The organism is Arthrobacter sp. E70 (assembly GCF_058266945.1).
Genome location: NZ_JBYQFR010000008.1, coordinates 195,736 through 210,637, shown reverse-complemented (window position 1 = coordinate 210,637; position 14,902 = coordinate 195,736). Strand labels below are relative to the sequence as shown.

The 14,902-nt window shown below is 69.0% G+C and carries 13 protein-coding genes; 4 read left to right on the top strand and 9 right to left on the bottom strand.

The annotated features are described in order from the left end of the window. Window positions 1-67: 67 nt before the first annotated feature. From AC3IMC_RS12515 to AC3IMC_RS12505, 3 genes are read left to right on the top strand one after another with little or no spacing between them, the layout of a single operon-like run. The gene (locus AC3IMC_RS12515; RefSeq protein WP_490918872.1) at window positions 68-937 is read left to right on the top strand and encodes an ECF transporter S component; all 870 of its coding nucleotides are present in this window, start codon (window positions 68-70) and stop codon (window positions 935-937) included. A 9-nt stretch (window positions 938-946) separates the two neighbouring features. After that, on the top strand, window positions 947-1,735 hold the full coding sequence (locus AC3IMC_RS12510) for an energy-coupling factor transporter transmembrane component T (protein ID WP_490918871.1): 789 nt from the start codon (window positions 947-949) through the stop codon (window positions 1,733-1,735). A gap of 4 nt (window positions 1,736-1,739) precedes the next feature. Continuing rightward, a complete protein-coding gene (locus tag AC3IMC_RS12505) occupies window positions 1,740-3,344 on the top strand; it encodes an ABC transporter ATP-binding protein (RefSeq protein ID WP_490918870.1) in 1,605 nt (534 codons plus the stop codon). 37 nt (window positions 3,345-3,381) lie between these two features. Here the strand turns inward: AC3IMC_RS12505 and AC3IMC_RS12500 are convergent, their stop codons facing one another. From AC3IMC_RS12500 to AC3IMC_RS12460, 9 genes are all read right to left on the bottom strand, one after another. After that, the gene (locus tag AC3IMC_RS12500; protein WP_490918869.1) at window positions 3,382-5,544 is read right to left on the bottom strand and encodes a 3-hydroxyacyl-CoA dehydrogenase NAD-binding domain-containing protein; all 2,163 of its coding nucleotides are present in this window, start codon (window positions 5,542-5,544) and stop codon (window positions 3,382-3,384) included. After that, window positions 5,541-6,818, bottom strand: a complete 1,278-nt coding sequence (locus AC3IMC_RS12495; RefSeq protein ID WP_490918868.1) for a thiolase family protein — start codon at window positions 6,816-6,818, stop codon at window positions 5,541-5,543. Before AC3IMC_RS12495 ends, AC3IMC_RS12500 begins: the two co-directional genes overlap by 4 nt. Before the next feature lie 121 nt (window positions 6,819-6,939). Beyond that, the gene (locus AC3IMC_RS12490) at window positions 6,940-8,274 is read right to left on the bottom strand and encodes an HRDC domain-containing protein (protein ID WP_490918867.1); all 1,335 of its coding nucleotides are present in this window, start codon (window positions 8,272-8,274) and stop codon (window positions 6,940-6,942) included. An 89-nt stretch (window positions 8,275-8,363) separates the two neighbouring features. Beyond that, complete coding sequence (locus AC3IMC_RS12485) at window positions 8,364-9,017, bottom strand: DUF3000 domain-containing protein (RefSeq protein WP_490918866.1); 654 nt, start codon at window positions 9,015-9,017, stop codon at window positions 8,364-8,366. A 54-nt stretch (window positions 9,018-9,071) separates the two neighbouring features. Further along, window positions 9,072-10,169, bottom strand: a complete 1,098-nt coding sequence (locus tag AC3IMC_RS12480; RefSeq protein ID WP_490918916.1) for a threonine aldolase family protein — start codon at window positions 10,167-10,169, stop codon at window positions 9,072-9,074. Between the two features lie 43 nt (window positions 10,170-10,212). Then, window positions 10,213-10,950: an SDR family oxidoreductase gene (locus AC3IMC_RS12475; RefSeq protein WP_490918865.1), complete on the bottom strand. Its 738-nt coding sequence runs from the start codon at window positions 10,948-10,950 to the stop codon at window positions 10,213-10,215. Then, on the bottom strand, window positions 10,947-12,314 hold the full coding sequence (locus AC3IMC_RS12470; protein ID WP_490918864.1) for a DUF6421 family protein: 1,368 nt from the start codon (window positions 12,312-12,314) through the stop codon (window positions 10,947-10,949). The genes AC3IMC_RS12475 and AC3IMC_RS12470 overlap by 4 nt, the downstream gene beginning before the upstream one ends. A gap of 142 nt (window positions 12,315-12,456) precedes the next feature. Next, window positions 12,457-12,969, bottom strand: coding sequence for a peptide-methionine (R)-S-oxide reductase MsrB (gene msrB / locus AC3IMC_RS12465; protein WP_490918863.1), 513 nt, complete (start codon window positions 12,967-12,969; stop codon window positions 12,457-12,459). A 14-nt stretch (window positions 12,970-12,983) separates the two neighbouring features. Then, window positions 12,984-13,475, bottom strand: coding sequence for a hypothetical protein (locus tag AC3IMC_RS12460; protein ID WP_490918862.1), 492 nt, complete (start codon window positions 13,473-13,475; stop codon window positions 12,984-12,986). 175 nt (window positions 13,476-13,650) lie between these two features. On the opposite strand from AC3IMC_RS12460, the gene AC3IMC_RS12455 reads away from it, so the two are divergent. Continuing rightward, window positions 13,651-14,898 (top strand): alpha/beta hydrolase family protein, encoded by a 1,248-nt coding sequence (locus tag AC3IMC_RS12455; protein ID WP_490918861.1) that lies wholly within the window; start codon window positions 13,651-13,653, stop codon window positions 14,896-14,898. Window positions 14,899-14,902: the final 4 nt, after the last annotated feature.

Sequence of the window (14,902 nt, the reverse complement as noted above, 5' to 3'; positions counted from 1 at the left end):
AGGTGACATAGGCAGCGACAACCCAGCCCGGACCAGCCGGGCCCCTGCCCGCACCCAAAGGAACACCATGTCATCGCCCTCCCTGACGCTTCCATCCCAGGAACGCCCCGCGCGCCGCCGGCTGCTGGAAATCCTCGGCGCCCTCGCCATTGCCGCCACCTACATCTACCTGGTCCTCAACCAGCCCACGGACATCACCGGCGGACCGGGCAGCGCCTCGGCCCTGATCGCCCTCTCCGGATTCCTGGCCGGAGCGGTCCTGCTGATCATCGCCGTGCTGCCCACCCTGCCCGCGTCCACCCTGGTGCTGATCCCGGTGGCACTCGTCCTGAACATCGTGCTGGGCCAGTTCGTGGGCAGCACCCTGGTTCCCTTCTACCTCGACGCCATCGGCACCGTGCTGATTGCGGTCCTGGCCGGCCCGGCAGCGGGTGCGGCCACCGGCGCCCTCAGCAGCATCGTCTGGTCCTTCTTCAACCCGACCGTGCTTCCTTTCGCCGCGGGCGCCGCCCTGATCGGGTGCCTCGCCGGGCTCGCTGCGCGCTACGGCCTCTTCCGCCGCTTCTACCTGGCCCCCGTGGCGGGATTCATCACCGGCATCATCGCGGGCGTGGTCTCGGCCCCGGTGGCCGCGTTCGTCTTTGGCGGAACATCCGGCGTGGCCACCGGCGCGATCGTCAGTGCCTTCCGCGCGATGGGCGACACCCTCCTGGCTGCCATCACCAAGCAGGCGCTGCTCTCGGACCCCATGGACAAAGCCATCGTGTTCACCATCGTGGCCCTCCTGGTGTACGCCCTGCCGCGCAGGACCAGCCAGCAGTTCCCCTTCATCCGGCGCCACCGGGTGCTCGCCGGCAAGGAGCAGGCTGCGCCGGGCAGCAGCCACACCGAAACCCCTGCACAGGGCACAGCGCCGGGCACCGGACTGAACAGCTGACCGCACCCTGTGACCGTACGTTCCGCAGCCGGGACCGCCGCACCAGCCAGGCGGGAGCGGCTTAATCCGCTGACCTTGCTGGCCGCGGCAGGCAGCACGGCAGTGATGACGACGGCGGCCGCCAGTTGGGCGCTTTCCCTCGCCGTGATCGCGGCGTGCCTCGGATTGTCCGTGGCAGGCGGCACGGTCCGGCGGCTGTTCCCGGCGGCCGCCGCCGTCCTGGTCCCGCTCGGACTGTCGCTGCTGGTGCTCCACGGGCTGTTCTTCCCCGAGGGGCGGACCGTGCTGGCCGAGTGGGGGCCTGCCCGCATCACGGCGGAGGGGCTTGGCTTCGCCGTCCAGCGGATTCTGCTGCTGGCGGCTGTAGTCCTGGCCCTCCTGGTCTTCTCCTTCAGCGTCAGCGTCCCGGACCTCGTGGCAGCCTTGTCCGACAAGGGCGTGCAGGGCCGGTTCGCGTTCGTGCTGGCGTCCACGCTGACGCTCCTGCCCGCCATCGCCGCGCGCGCCGACCGCATCCGGCAGGCCCAGGAATCGCGCGGCCTGGTGGTTTCCCGCAACCTGTTCTCCCGTGCCGCCGCCTTCCGGCTGCAGGCCGTCCCGCTGGTGCTGTCGCTGGTGGACGACGCTGCAACGCGGGCCACCGCGCTGGAATCGCGGGGCTTCACCGCCGCGGGGCCGCGGACCAGCTACCGGGAAGTGGCCGATTCCACGACGCAGCGGATCCTGCGCATCATCCTCGTGCTTGCAGCCGTGGCCGCAATAGTGCTCCGGGTCGTGCCGGCGGGTGCAGGTGCCTGAGCGGATGACTGGCAGCGGCCCGGGCAGAGGCAGTACAGGCCGTCCCGGCACGACCCGGAGTCCGGCCCTGGCTGCCGGCATCCGGAACTTCACTTTCCATGACGCCCCGGGACCGGCCCTGCATGACCTCGAGCTGTCCTTCGCGCCCGGTACCTTCACTGCCATCCTGGGCGCCTCGGGCAGCGGAAAGTCCACCTTGGGAAAGCTCCTCGCCGGCTGGCTGCCTCCGGGCGGACACGGACAGCTCACAGGGTTCCTGGAGGTCTCCGGCACGCGGCTGGAGTTCGACGGCGGCGCGGACGACCCCCGGATCGACCCCGCCTCATGGGGCCGCCACGTAGGATTCGTACCCCAGGATCCCGCCACCGTGCTGTCCACGGTCCGGGCCACCGTGGCCGAAGAGCTGGCGTTTGGCCTCGAGAATGCCGGGATGGAGCGGGGTGCCATGCGCGCGGCGGTGGACCGTACCGCGGGGATGCTCGGGCTCGACGGCCAGCTGGATCAGGAACCGGGCCGGCTCTCCGGCGGGCAGCTCCGCCGGCTGGCCATCGGCTGCGCGATTATCCCGGGGCCTCCGGTGGTGGTCATGGACGAGCCCTTCGCGTCCCTGGACGCCGCCGGATCCCGGGAACTGGCCGCCCTGGTGCGCCGCCTCGTGGAGGACGGGACCGCCGTCGTGATCCTCAGCCAGGCCATGGACGCACCGCTGCTGGAGGCGCACCACTGGGTGGTGCTCGAGGACGGAACCGCCGTAGCCAGCGGCAACCCCCACCGCATGGCCTCCGAGTCCAGCCTTTTGCCGGCTGCAATCCGGCGTCCCGGACAAGAACCGGTGCTGTCCATGGCCAGGCCGGCCGCACTGCCACCCAGCTCACCCGCCGCGCTGCAGCTGAGCGGCGTCTCCTTTGCCTATCCCGCAGCACCGGGCGGCAGGACCTGGGGCCGCGGGCCTGCCAGCGGAAGAAGGCGCGGGCAGGCGTTCGGAGCCGCAGCCTTGGACCGCCTCCCCGCGGTGCTGGAGGACATCCACCTTGCCGTCCACCCGGGCGAGATCATCGCCGTGACCGGACCCAATGGGGCCGGCAAATCCACCCTGCTGCGGCACTTCAATGGCCTGCTCCGTCCCACCGCAGGCAGCGTGCTGGTCGGCGGGGCCGACATCGGGGGAGTGCCGGTGGGAAGGACTGCCGCCTCTGTGGGCCTGCTGTTCCAGCACCCCCGGGACCAGTTGTTCGAACGGACCGTCGGCCGGGAGGTCCGCTTCGGCCTGGACCGCCTGTTCGGCCCGGGGGCGGAGGAGCGCGCAGCGGCGGCACTGGAAGCGACAGGACTGTCAGGCCAGGCCGGGGAACACCCCGCAGAACTGTCGGCCTCCGCGCAGCGGCTGCTGTCACTCGCCACCGTCCTCGCCCGCAAACCCGCCGTCATGGCGCTGGACGAACCCACTGTCGCGCTGGACGGCAGGGGGCTTGCCCTCCTCAATGCAGCCGTGCAGTCGGCAGCCGCGGAAGGCGCCGCCGTCGTGCTGGTCACCCATGACCTGGGCTACGCACGCTCGGCGGCGCACCGGACTGTGGCGCTTGATGGCGGCCGGCTGGTGCCGGCCTGACAGCCTGGCCCACCAGGAGGCCAGGCTGCCTATGCGCCTAGCCTGCAGCCGGGGAAGCGATGCCGGGCGCCAGGAAACGCTTGCCGTTGACCCGCTCCGACGCACCCACCCGGTCCAGGTACGGCGTGATGCCGCCCAGGAACATCGGCCAGCCCGCGCCCAGGATCATGCAGAGGTCGATGTCCTCCGGCCCGGCCACCACGCCCTCGTCCAGCATCAGGCCGATTTCCTCAGCAAGGGCATCCTGGACGCGGCGCAGCACCTGCTCTCCCGTGGAAGGAGTGGAGCCAAAGGACATCAGCTCAAGGGTGGAGGCCGGGATGGCGCGGGAACCGTCAGGGGCGGACGCCCACAGTGCCTTGACGTTGTTGTCGATGAGCTTCTTCAGGTTGGTGGAGACCGGGAAGCGGTCGCCAAAGGCAGCGTGCAGCGATTCCTGGACGTGCTGCGCCACCGGAAGTCCCACCATGGCCAGCAGGGTGAACGGCGTCATGGGCAGGCCCATGGGACGGAGTGCATTGTCGGCCACCTCCGCCGGGGTGCCTTCGTCGAACACGGCCGTGACCTCGCCCATCAGCCGGAGCAGGATGCGGTTGACCACGAACGCGGCGGCGTCCTTGACCAGCACGCCGGTCTTCTTCAACGCCCTTGCCAGTTCGAAGGCAGTGGCCAGCACGGCGTCATCGGTCCGCGGGGCACGGACGATCTCGAGAAGCGGCATGACGGCCACCGGGTTGAAGAAGTGGAAGCCCACCAGCCGTTCCGGGTGTTGCAGATCGGCAGCCATCGCCGTGACCGAGAGGGATGAGGTGTTGGTGGCCAGGATGCACTCCGGCGACACGATCCCTTCGAGTTCGGCGAAGACCTGCTTCTTGATGTGCAGTTCCTCGAACACGGCTTCAATCACGAAGTCGGCGTCCGCGAACGCTTCCTTGGACACCGAACCCGTCACCAGGGCCTTGGTGCGGTTGGCCGCGTCCTGGCTGACGCGACCCTTGGCCAACAGCTTGTCCACTTCGGCATGGACGTACGCCACGCCCTTGTCCACGCGCGCCTGGTCGATGTCGGTCAGGACCACCGGCACCTTCAGCTGCCGGGCGAAGACCAGCGCCAGCTGGCCGGCCATCAGCCCGGCACCGACGACGCCCACCTTCGTGACGGGGCGGGCCAGCTTGCGGTCGGGGGCACCGGCCGGGCGCTTGGCACGCTTCTGCACCAGGTCCAGGAAGGCATAGACGGTGGAGCGGAACTCATCCGTCTGCATCAGGCCGGCCAGCGTCTCGCATTCCAGCGCAGCGGATTCCGCGGCCGTCATGGTCCGGTTGGCCTCGAGGAGTTCCAGGACCTTGGCCGGGGCGGGGGAAGCGTTGGAGGTCTTGGCCTCGACAAACTTCCGGCCGGCTTCAACTGCCGCAGTCCAGCGGGCCTCAGTGTCCGGAGAGGAGGGGTCGACGGCGTTGGGCCGCTCCGGGACTACCTCGCCGGAGATGACGCCGGCAGCCCAGGCCAGCGACTGTTCCAGGAAATCGGCCGGTTCGAAGAGGGCATCGGCGATGCCCATGCCGAACGCCTGGCTGCCGGAAAGGGTCCGGTTGTTGCTGAGCGGGTTCTCGATCATCACCTTGACGGCATTCTCCGGGCCCACCAGGCGGGGGAGGATGTAAACGCCGCCCCAGCCGGGCACCAGGCCCAGGAAGCCTTCGGGCAGGGCCAGGGCGCCTGCGCCGGTGGACACGGTGCGGTAGGTGGACTGAAGGGCGATCTCAAGGCCGCCGCCAAGGGCGGCGCCGTTGATGAAGGCGAAGCTGGGGACGCCCAGGTTCGCCAAGGTGGCGTAGACGTCGTGGCCCAACTGTGCCATCCACAGTCCGTGCTCGCGCTGTTCCAGGGACTTCACGGCGGAAAGATCCGCCCCGGCCACCAGGTAGTGCGGTTTGCCGGTGACGCCGACGCCCACGATCTCGCCGCGGGCGGCGCGGTCCCGGAGGGACTCGAGCACGGTGCCGAGCTCCACCAGGGTGTTGGGACCAAGCGTGGTGGGCTTGGTGTGGTCGAGGTCGTTGTCGAGGGTAATGAGGGCGAAGGTGCCCGGACCCGGCTTCCCATCCCGTCCTGGAAGAGCGATGTCCTGCACATAGGAGTGGGTGACGGTTTCGTTGGGGAAAAGGTCAGCCAGCTTGCGGAAGTCTGCGGCGCTCATGCCAGGGCTCCTTCGGAAACGGTAGCGGCGCTCTCGCCGGAGGGGGTTCCACTGTAGTCGGGGTGGTGCGGGTTTTCCCAGATCACTGTGCCGCCCATGCCCAGGCCCACGCACATGGTGGTGATCCCGTACCGCACCGACGGGTCTTCCTCGAACTGGCGGGCCAGCTGGATCATCAGCCGTACGCCGGAGGAGGCGAGCGGGTGGCCCACGGCGATGGCGCCGCCGTAGCGGTTGACCCGGGGGTCGTCGTCGGAAATGCCGTAGTGGTCCAGGAAGCTCAGGACCTGCACCGCGAACGCCTCGTTGATCTCAAACAGGCCGATGTCATCGATGGTCAGCCCCGCGTTCCGGAGCGCCTTCTCGGTGGCCGGCACGGGGCCAATGCCCATGACTTCCGGCTCCACCCCGGCATAGGCGTAGCTGACCAGCCGCATCTTGACAGGCAGGCCCAGCTCCGCGGCGGCGTCGGAGGATGCCAGGACCGCGGCGGTGGCGCCGTCGTTCAGGCCGGCCGCGTTACCGGCAGTGACCCTGCCGTGGGCGCGGAACGGCGTGCGCAGGCCGGCGAGGTCAGCCATGGTGGTGCCGGGCCGCGGCGGCTCATCCTTGCTGTGGACGGTCCAGCCCTCGCCCGGCTTGCGGGCGGCCACGGGAACCAGGTCCGGCTGGATCTGCCCGCCCTGGTAGGCCGCCGCCAGCTTGTCCTGGGAAGCCACCGCATACGCGTCCGTGCGCTCCTTGGTAATGGACGGGAACCGGTCATGCAGGTTCTCCGCCGTGTTCCCCATGTTCAGGGCCGCGGGGTCCACCAGCCGCTCGGACATGAAGCGCGGGTTGGGGTCTGCGCCCGAACCCATGGGGTGGTGGCCCATGTGTTCCACTCCGCCGGCGACCACCACGTCGTAGGCACCGAAGCCGATGCCGCCGGCCGTCGTGGTCACCGCGGTCATGGCTCCCGCACACATCCGGTCGATGGCAAAGCCCGGCACCGTGCGCGGCAGCCCGGCCAGCAAGGCGGCCGTGCGGCCCAGGGTCAGGCCCTGGTCGCCGGTCTGGGTGGTGGCGGCGATGGCCACCTCGTCGATCCGCTCCGGAGGCAGGCTGGGATTCCGCCGCAGGAGGCCGCGGATGCATTTCACGATCAGGTCGTCGGCCCGGGTGCCGGCGTAGATTCCTTTCTCGCCGGCCCGGCCAAAGGGTGTGCGGATGCCGTCCACAAAGACGACGTCGCGGACAGTGCGCGGGGATGCGCCGCTTCCGTGCTGGCTCACGTATAACTCCTCATCGAGACGTTGCGCGCCGGGTGCATGCCGGAAGGCGGCGGCAGCCGGGCGTCGGTCCCACCGATGTTACTCGTGAGTAACTTAGCCCGCAAGGGCTGGAGTGCGGACGTTACTGCGCGCCGGCCGCAGGAACGAGCTTCGGCTCCTTTGGAGGCAGCGGCTGCGGGTTCAGGAAAGCGCCCGCGATCAGTGGCGCCGTGAGCTCCACTTGCCATTCGCGGGCTCCCAGCGTACGGAGCTCGGCGGCTACGGAGTCGGCACTGACCTCTGCCGGGGGACGCCAGGCGACCCGCCGAAGGTAGTCGGGAGTCAGCAGGTTCTCCAGCGGCAGCTTCAGTTCCTCGGCCTTCTCCTGCAGCAGGGGCCGGGCAGTGGCCAGCCGGGCCGCTGCTTCGGGATCGCGGTCCGCCCAGACCCGCGGGGGCGGCGGCGCGTTGGTGGGCAGGTGCAGCGGGGGCAGGTCCTCGAGGGCTCGCGCCGCGGCGATGCACCGAAGCCAGCGGGGGGCTTCGCGCTGGGCGGCGCGGCCGTGGAAGCCCTTGGTGGTGAGCAGCTGGGGCACGGTGGCGGGCATGGCCTTGGCGGCTGCCACCAGGGCGGAGTCCGGGATGAGCCGGCCGGGGGCGACGTCCCTCTTCTGCGCCAAGGAATCACGTTCCAGCCACAGTTCGCGGACGGCGGCGAGCTGACGCCGGTCCCGGATCTGGTGCAGTCCCGACGTCTTCCGCCAGGGGTCCACGCGCGGCGGAGCGATGCCGGCCTGGAGGATCGCGGCAAACTCCTGCTCGGCGTACTCCAGTTTTCCGTCAGCCTGCAGCAGTTCGATGAGCTCTTCACGCAGCTCGCTGAGGACCTCCACGTCCAGCGCCGCGTACCGCAGCCAGGGCTCCGGCAGCGGGCGGGTGGACCAGTCGGCTGCCGAGTGCTCCTTGGCGAGGCCGAAGCCCAGCAGCTGTTCGATCACCGCCGCCAGGCCGACGCGGGGCAGGCCTGCCAGCCGCGCGGCGAGCTCGGTGTCGAACAGCTTGTCCGGCCACATGCCGAGCTCGGAGAGGCAGGGCAGGTCCTGGGTGGCGGCGTGGAGGATCCATTCGACCCCGCGGAGGGCATCGTTGATGATGTCCAGGTTCTCGAATGGTTCAGGATCGATCAGCCAGGTTCCGGCCCCCTCGCGGCGGATCTGGACCAGGAACGCGCGTTGCCCGTACCGGAACCCGGAGGCCCGCTCGGCGTCAACACCGGCCGGCCCCGTGCCGGCGGCGATGGCAGCGGCGCACCGCTCCAGCCCGGTTTGTGTCTCGATGACGAGGGGAACGCCGTCCCGGGGGGAATCGAGATCGATAATTTCGGGGATGGGGCTGTCAAAGCCTTCCACCGTGATGTGGGGTGCGGCAGCAGCAGCCGGGACGCCGGCTGTGGTGTTATCCGGAATGTTTGGGGTCATGGTGTCCCCAGTTTACCGGCCTGGCCCCGCCATCGCCCCTGTCGTGGCAGGCCATGCTGCCGCAACCTGCCGTGTCGCGGCTGGATCTCCTAGCTGCGGCGCCGGTGCGGAAGGGCGGTGACACCGTCAGGAAGGGGTGGCAGGCCGGCGAAAGTGCAGACCATGTCGGACCAGGCTTCGAGGTGGGCGGTGACGTCCGCCGACGCCGGAGTCCAGGAGGCCCGGAGTTCGATGTCGATCGACCCTGGCCGCCCGGCGAGGGTGCCGAAGCTTTCGGAGAGGACGCGGGTGGCGGTCCCGCCTGCGGCGCGGTAGGGGGCCTTGTGGTTTTCCAGCGCCTCCACCAGCCACGTCCAGGCGACCGTTCCGAGCATTTGGTCATTGCCCATTTCCGGCTCCAGTTCGGCCCGGATGTAGGTGACGATGCGGAACTCCCCGTCCCATACCTCCGAGCCGTCCGGATCGTGGAGCAGGATGAACCGGCCTGTGGCAAGCTCCGTATCATCCTCGTCCGGCGCTCCCGCGGCGGACGCCAGGGCCATGGCCGCGGGCCCGTGCACAGGGGTGGCGGGGCTGCCGGCACCGGGCGCAAGGACCTCGGCGCCAAGCGCGACGGCGAAGGGGGCAAGGCGCGCGGGCGCGGGAATCTCCGCGAGGTGCAGTTCCTTGCGGCACCGGGCTTTCCTGAGGGCTCCCAAGGCGTGGAGAAAATCCGGAGGAACCTGGTCAAGTGCGTTCACCATGGCAGATTACGCAACCGGGTGGTGCAGGGCCGGAAGGCTCGCCGTCGCGGCCGTTCAGCCCGCCCGGCCGCCTGCGTAGTCCCGAAGTTCACGGCGGATCGCGGCAGCGAAGGCATCGACGTCCTCCTCAGTGGTGTCAAACGAACACATCCAGCGGACTTCCCCGGCCGCCTCGTCCCAGTCGTAGAAGCGGAATGCGGTGCGCAGCCTGTCCGCAACGCCGGCGGGAAGCACGGCGAACACGCCATTTGATTCGGTCTTCTGGGTCGGGCGGACGCCGTCGATGGAGTCGACGGCGGCGCGCAGCCGGGTCGCCATGGCGTTGGCGTGCCGCGCCGAGCGAAGCCACAGGTCCCCCTCCAGCAGGGCGATGAACTGCGCTGACAGGAAGCGCATCTTGGAGGCCAGCTGCATGTCCATCTTGCGCAGGTACACCAGGCCGTGGGCGGCGTCCGGGTTCAGGGCAACCACCACTTCGCCGAACAGCAGCCCGTTCTTGGTGCCCCCGAAGGACAGGATGTCTACTCCGGCGTCCCGGGTGAAGGCCCGCAGCGGCACTTCGAGGTGCGCCGCCGCGTTGGCAAGCCGGGCCCCGTCCATGTGCAGCTTCATGCCCTTGGCGTGCGCGTGGTCCGCGATGGCCCGCACTTCCTCCGGCGTGTAGCAGGTTCCCAGTTCCGTGGTCTGGGTGATGGAGACTGCCAGGGGCTGGGCGCGGTGTTCATCGCCCCAGCCCCAGGCTTCCCGGTCGATCAACTCCGGAGTCAGCTTGCCGTCCGGGGTGGGGACATGCAGCAGCTTCAGCCCGCCGACGCGTTCCGGTGCCCCGTTCTCATCCATGTTGATGTGCGCGGTGGAGGCGCACACCACGGCACCCCAGCGGGGGAGGAGGGACTGGAGGGACAGGACGTTGGCCCCGGTGCCGTTGAAGACAGGGAAGCACTCGATGCCCGGGCCGAAGTGTTCAGCCATCAGCTCCTGCAGGCGGGCCGTGTAATCGTCCTCGCCGTAGGAGACCTGGTGTCCGTCGTTGGCCGCGGCCAGGGCCGCGAGGACTTCGGGGTGGACGCCGGAGTAGTTGTCGGAGGCAAAACCGCGCACGTTCGGATCGTGCAGGCGAAGTGCCGCGACGGTGTCTGCTGGGGTCGTCATAGGGTTGCTCACGCTTTCAGTCTAGGTACAGTCCCTGCGGCGGTCAGTCCGCCAGCCGGAGCCGGGTTCCGTTCAGTTCCGCCGCGGGGACGGTGAAAAGCCGGACGACGGCGGCGGCCAGGTCAGCCACGTCGGTCGCCCCCGCGAACTTCCGCTCCGGGTGTGCACGGCGGAGTCCGTCATCCACCAGTGCCTTGACCACCAGGACGACGGCCGCTGCCTGCCCGCCGCTGCCTGCTTCCGATGTCCGGCGGAAGCCGTCCGCCAAGGCCATGGTCCATGCTTCCGCGGCGGCCTTGGCGGCGACGTAGTTTGCCGTCGACGCCGTCGGGTTTTCAACGGCGGTTGAGGAGACCATGGCGAACCGGCCGTGCGGTGAGGCTGCGACGTCGTCGAAGAAGACCCGGCTGACGTTGCGCAGGGTGGTGATCGCGCCGCGCGCCAGGAAGTCCCAGTCCTCGTCGGACTGGTCCGCGATCCCCTGGCCGCCGCGCCAGCCACCCACCAGGTGGACGACGGCGTCCACCGCACCGAAGGTGCGGATGACGTCGTCGCGAAGCTCCCGGACGTCGTCCAGGACTGCCAGATCGCATGCGAAGGGCGTGACGCCGTCGCCCGCCTTTTCCGCAGCCTCCTTGATCCTGGCCTGGTCCGAGCCCACCGTGGCCACGCGGTGCCCGGCGGCAGCCAGCGCCCGGGCAACCGCGACTCCGGAAGCGCCGCTGCCACCGGTGACCAGGACGTTGAGGGTGGGCCCCTCCACGACGGGGGACTGGCTCACAGTGCTGAGCTGCCGGTGATGCCGGCTGTTGATTCGATCACGGGGCGCATCTTCTTCTCCAGGGCTTCGTAGAACATGGACAGGGGGAACTCGTCGTCAAGCACTTGGTCCGTGAGCCCGCGTGGCGTGCCCGCCAGGGGCAGTGCGTCCGGCCCCTTGGCCCAGACCGATGCCGGGTTGGGGGTGACGGTGGCCGACACCAGCCGGTAGGCCGCCAGCCAGTGTGCTGTTTTCGGCCGGTCGATGGAGCGCCAGTACAGTTCGTCGATGCTGGCGCCCAGGGCGATCACGGCGTCCGGCACTTCGTCCCAATCGATGGTGAGCCGGGTGTCGGTCCAGTGCAGGACATGCTGCTGGTGCAGCCAGGCGAAGAGGAGCTGGCCGCCCAGGCCGTCGTAGTTGCGGACGCGGCTGCCGGTGATGGCGAAGCGGAAGATGCGGTCGAAGATGATGGCGTACTGCACCAGCTTGGCGTGCCGGCGTGCTTCCGGATCGGCGTCCTCGTCCTTTTCGATGCGGACCGACTCGCGAAACGCGGTGAGGTCGCAGCGCAGCTCCTCCAGCGAGTAGAGGAAGTACGGCATCCGCTGCTTGATCATGAAGGGATCGAACGGGAGGTCGCCGCGCATGTGCGTCCGGTCATGGATCAGGTCCCACATCACGAAGGTGGCCTCGGTGAGGTCCTGGTCTGCCAGCAGTTCCGCGGCACCCTCCGGGAGTTCCAGGGAGGTGATCTCCGCGGCGGCCTTCAGGACGCGGCGGAACCGGGCGGCTTCCCGGTCGGCGAAGATGGCGCCCCAGGTGAAGGTGGGTGTCCTGCTGACCGCCACCGTTTCGGGGAAGAGGACGGCGGAGTTGGTGTCATAGCCGGGCGTGAAGTCAACGAAACGGATCGGGACGAACAGTTTGTTGGAGTACTCGGCGGCCTCCAGGCCGGCGATGAAGTCCGGCCAGATGACCTCGACCAGCACGGCCTCCACCAGCCGGTTGCTGCTGCCGTTCTGGGTGTACATCGGGAAGACCACCAGGTGCTGGAGGCCGTCGCGGCGCTCTTCCTGGGGTTGGAAGGCGATGAGCGAGGACAGGAAGTCGGGGACCCCGAACCCGCCGGCAGCCCAGGCGGAGAAGTCCTGGCACAGGGCGTCCAGGTAGGCGGCGTCGTGGGGAAAGGACGGTGCGAGGGAACGGACGGACCCGATGATGCTGTCAACGTGCCCGGAAGCCTCCGCATGTGCCGAGGCGGCCGGGATGGAGCCATCCTGGGCCTGCACGGCCTGGAGCGCGGTGGCGGCGCCTTTGAGGCGCAGCCAGTCCGGATTTTCCGCTGAAATTCCCGTCACGGCGGTGGTCAGGGTCTCTGTCATCGTTGGCTGCCTTTCTGGTTGCTTGCTTCTCTGGCGAGCGTAACAAGCAACAATCAGGACTTATCCCAAAAGGCCGTTAGCCTAAGAGACTCTTAGGCTAACGGCGTGCGCGGGCTGTCGAGATCAACCCGCGGCTGGCGCATCAGGGCTGCGGTTCTGCTTTCCCGGGCTCAGCCTTTTCGCTGCTCACGAGGCGCAGGGACACCGAATTGATGCAGTAGCGCTGGTCGGTGGGAGTGCCATAACCCTCGCCCTCGAAGACATGGCCCAAATGCGAGTCGCAGGATGCGCAGCGCACCTCGATGCGGTCCATGCCCAGGGTCCTGTCGTGGATGTACCGGACTTTTCCTTCGGCCAAGGGTGCCCAGAAGGAAGGCCAGCCGCAATGGGAATCGAACTTCTCGTTGCTGGTGAACAGCTCCGCCCCGCACGCCCGGCACTGGTAGACCCCGGCGGTGTGGGTGTCCCAGTATTCGCCGGTGTACGGCCGCTCGGTGCCGGCCTGCCGGAGCACGTGGTACTCCTCCGGGGTCAGCTCCTCGCGCCACTGCGCGTCGCTTTTTTCGACGGTGCCCTGGTGGGCGCTGCTTTGCTGCTCGCCGGCGACCACGCCTGTTGCCTTGTTGCCGAAGATGCTGTTTCCAAAAATGCTCATAGCATTCCCAACGCTCAGGAGTCGCCGATAAATCCCGAGCCTGCGTACAGGTGCAGCACGGGAACGCCAAGCTGGTCCTGGGCCTTGTTGGCCCAGTCGGTGTGGAAAGTGTCCGAGACCGCATGCGGCCTGGTGATCACCACAGCCTGCGTGGCTCCCGTTTCCCGGACCTTGGCAACGAGGCCGTCCACGGCACCGCCCTCTACCACCTGTCCCGTGACGCCCGCGCCAAGGCCCTCCAGTGCCGCCAGCGAGACCGCCAGGGTCTCATCCGCGTGCACGCGCTCGGCAGCAGGGTCCGGATGGCGGGCCGACAGTTCCCGGAAGGCCTTGGCGATGTCCAGCATGGACAGGTTCTCCAGGAAATCCACCAGCAGGTGCCGCTCGGTGTTCGCGGGCACCAGGACCAGCAGCTGCGTGTCCGTCCCGTTCACCAGGCGTTCGATGTTCAGGCGGTCGTCCGCTCCCAGGGGTTCTTCGGTCAGGATGACGATGGGATCACTCATGGCCTTAGCCTAGCCCTGCAGATGGGCCGCCGCACTCAAGGAACCCGCCGCGGCCGGCCGGCTGATCTGCCCGCTGGATGCAGGCATCTGGCTACCGGGCAGTAAGAATAGTCGCATGGCACTTTTTCCCCGAACCCGCACTGCGACCCGACCAGGACCCCAGGAGCCGGGAGTGATGTCGTACCGTGCAAAGTGGGCTGTCGCCGGGGCCATCACCGGCGGCTCGGTGGCTGGCCTGCTGGGGGCGGGATCCTCAGCGCTCGCCGTGTACTTTGCGCGCCGCGTCATCACCCCAGCCCGGCAACGGACCGCGGACAAGGAAGTGCTCGCCGTCATCCGCGACGGTCATCAGCAGCAGGTGATCCTTGCAGCCGATGACGACACCACCGTGGACGGTGTTTACGGTTTCTTTTTCGACGCCGGAGAGGGCCATGCGCGGATTGGCCGCATCGTCTCCTACTCGCCTGCGGAACGAACCGTCCTGCGCGAGGTGGAGGCCGTCTACAGTGGAGACCTCTCCAGCGCGAGGTGGGGATGGTGGAGCGGTGCGGTCTATCCCGACCCGGCCGCCGTCGGAATTCCGGCTGAAGACGTGGCGATCCCGGTGGAGCGGGGCGAGGCGCCTGCATGGCTGGTCCGGGCGGGGGGTAAGGCGCGCACGTGGGCGGTCATGGTCCACGGGCGGGGGGCAACCCGGCAGGAAGCGCTGCGCGCCGCCGGACCGGCGCTGGAACTGGGGCTGACAAGCCTCCTCGTGTCCTACCGAAACGACGGGCTGGCCCCCTCCGCGGACGACGGGCGCTACGGGCTGGGGTCGACCGAGTGGCGGGATGTCGAAGCTGCCATCGAGTACGCACTGGCCAACGGCGCGGAAGAAGTTGTCCTGTTTGGCTGGTCCATGGGAGGGGCCATCTGCCTGCAGACCGCGGACCTGTCCCGTTACCGCCACCTGATCCGGGCCATGGTGCTGGACGCGCCCGTCATCGACTGGGTCACGGTGCTGGCCCACCACGCCCAGCTGAACCGGATCCCGTCGCTGGTGGGCCGGTACGGCCAACTGATGCTGGGTCATCCGATCGGCCGCCGCCTCACGGGCCTGTCCGCCCCCGTGGACCTGAAGGAGATGGACTGGGTCTCGCGGGCCGTCGAGCTGCGGACGCCGACGCTGATCATCCACAGCGTGGACGACGAATACGTACCGTACGGTCCTTCCGCCCGGCTGGCCGAACGCAATCCCGAAATGGTGACGTTCGAGACGTTCCACCACGCCCGGCACACCAAGGAATGGAACGTTGACCCGGAACGGTGGGAGCGGTTGGTCAAGGCCTGGCTGCGGCAGCAGCTTGCGCCCCGCTCCAACCCCGGGAGCGCGCTCGAGGGCCAGCCCGGAACGGTCGACGGCGGCGCACGGCTTCCGTACTAGGCTT

Coding starts and splice junctions, on each gene's coding strand:
- AC3IMC_RS12515 (WP_490918872.1), top strand. CDS start 68: ATGTCATCGCCCTCCCTGACGCTTCCATCCCAGGAACGCCCCGCGCGC.
- AC3IMC_RS12505 (WP_490918870.1), top strand. CDS start 1,740: ATGACTGGCAGCGGCCCGGGCAGAGGCAGTACAGGCCGTCCCGGCACG.
- AC3IMC_RS12500 (WP_490918869.1), bottom strand. CDS start 5,544: ATGAGCGCCGCAGACTTCCGCAAGCTGGCTGACCTTTTCCCCAACGAA.
- AC3IMC_RS12490 (WP_490918867.1), bottom strand. CDS start 8,274: ATGACCCCAAACATTCCGGATAACACCACAGCCGGCGTCCCGGCTGCT.
- AC3IMC_RS12485 (WP_490918866.1), bottom strand. CDS start 9,017: ATGGTGAACGCACTTGACCAGGTTCCTCCGGATTTTCTCCACGCCTTG.
- AC3IMC_RS12480 (WP_490918916.1), bottom strand. CDS start 10,169: ATGACGACCCCAGCAGACACCGTCGCGGCACTTCGCCTGCACGATCCG.
- AC3IMC_RS12470 (WP_490918864.1), bottom strand. CDS start 12,314: ATGACAGAGACCCTGACCACCGCCGTGACGGGAATTTCAGCGGAAAAT.
- msrB (WP_490918863.1), bottom strand. CDS start 12,969: ATGAGCATTTTTGGAAACAGCATCTTCGGCAACAAGGCAACAGGCGTG.
- AC3IMC_RS12460 (WP_490918862.1), bottom strand. CDS start 13,475: ATGAGTGATCCCATCGTCATCCTGACCGAAGAACCCCTGGGAGCGGAC.
- AC3IMC_RS12455 (WP_490918861.1), top strand. CDS start 13,651: ATGTCGTACCGTGCAAAGTGGGCTGTCGCCGGGGCCATCACCGGCGGC.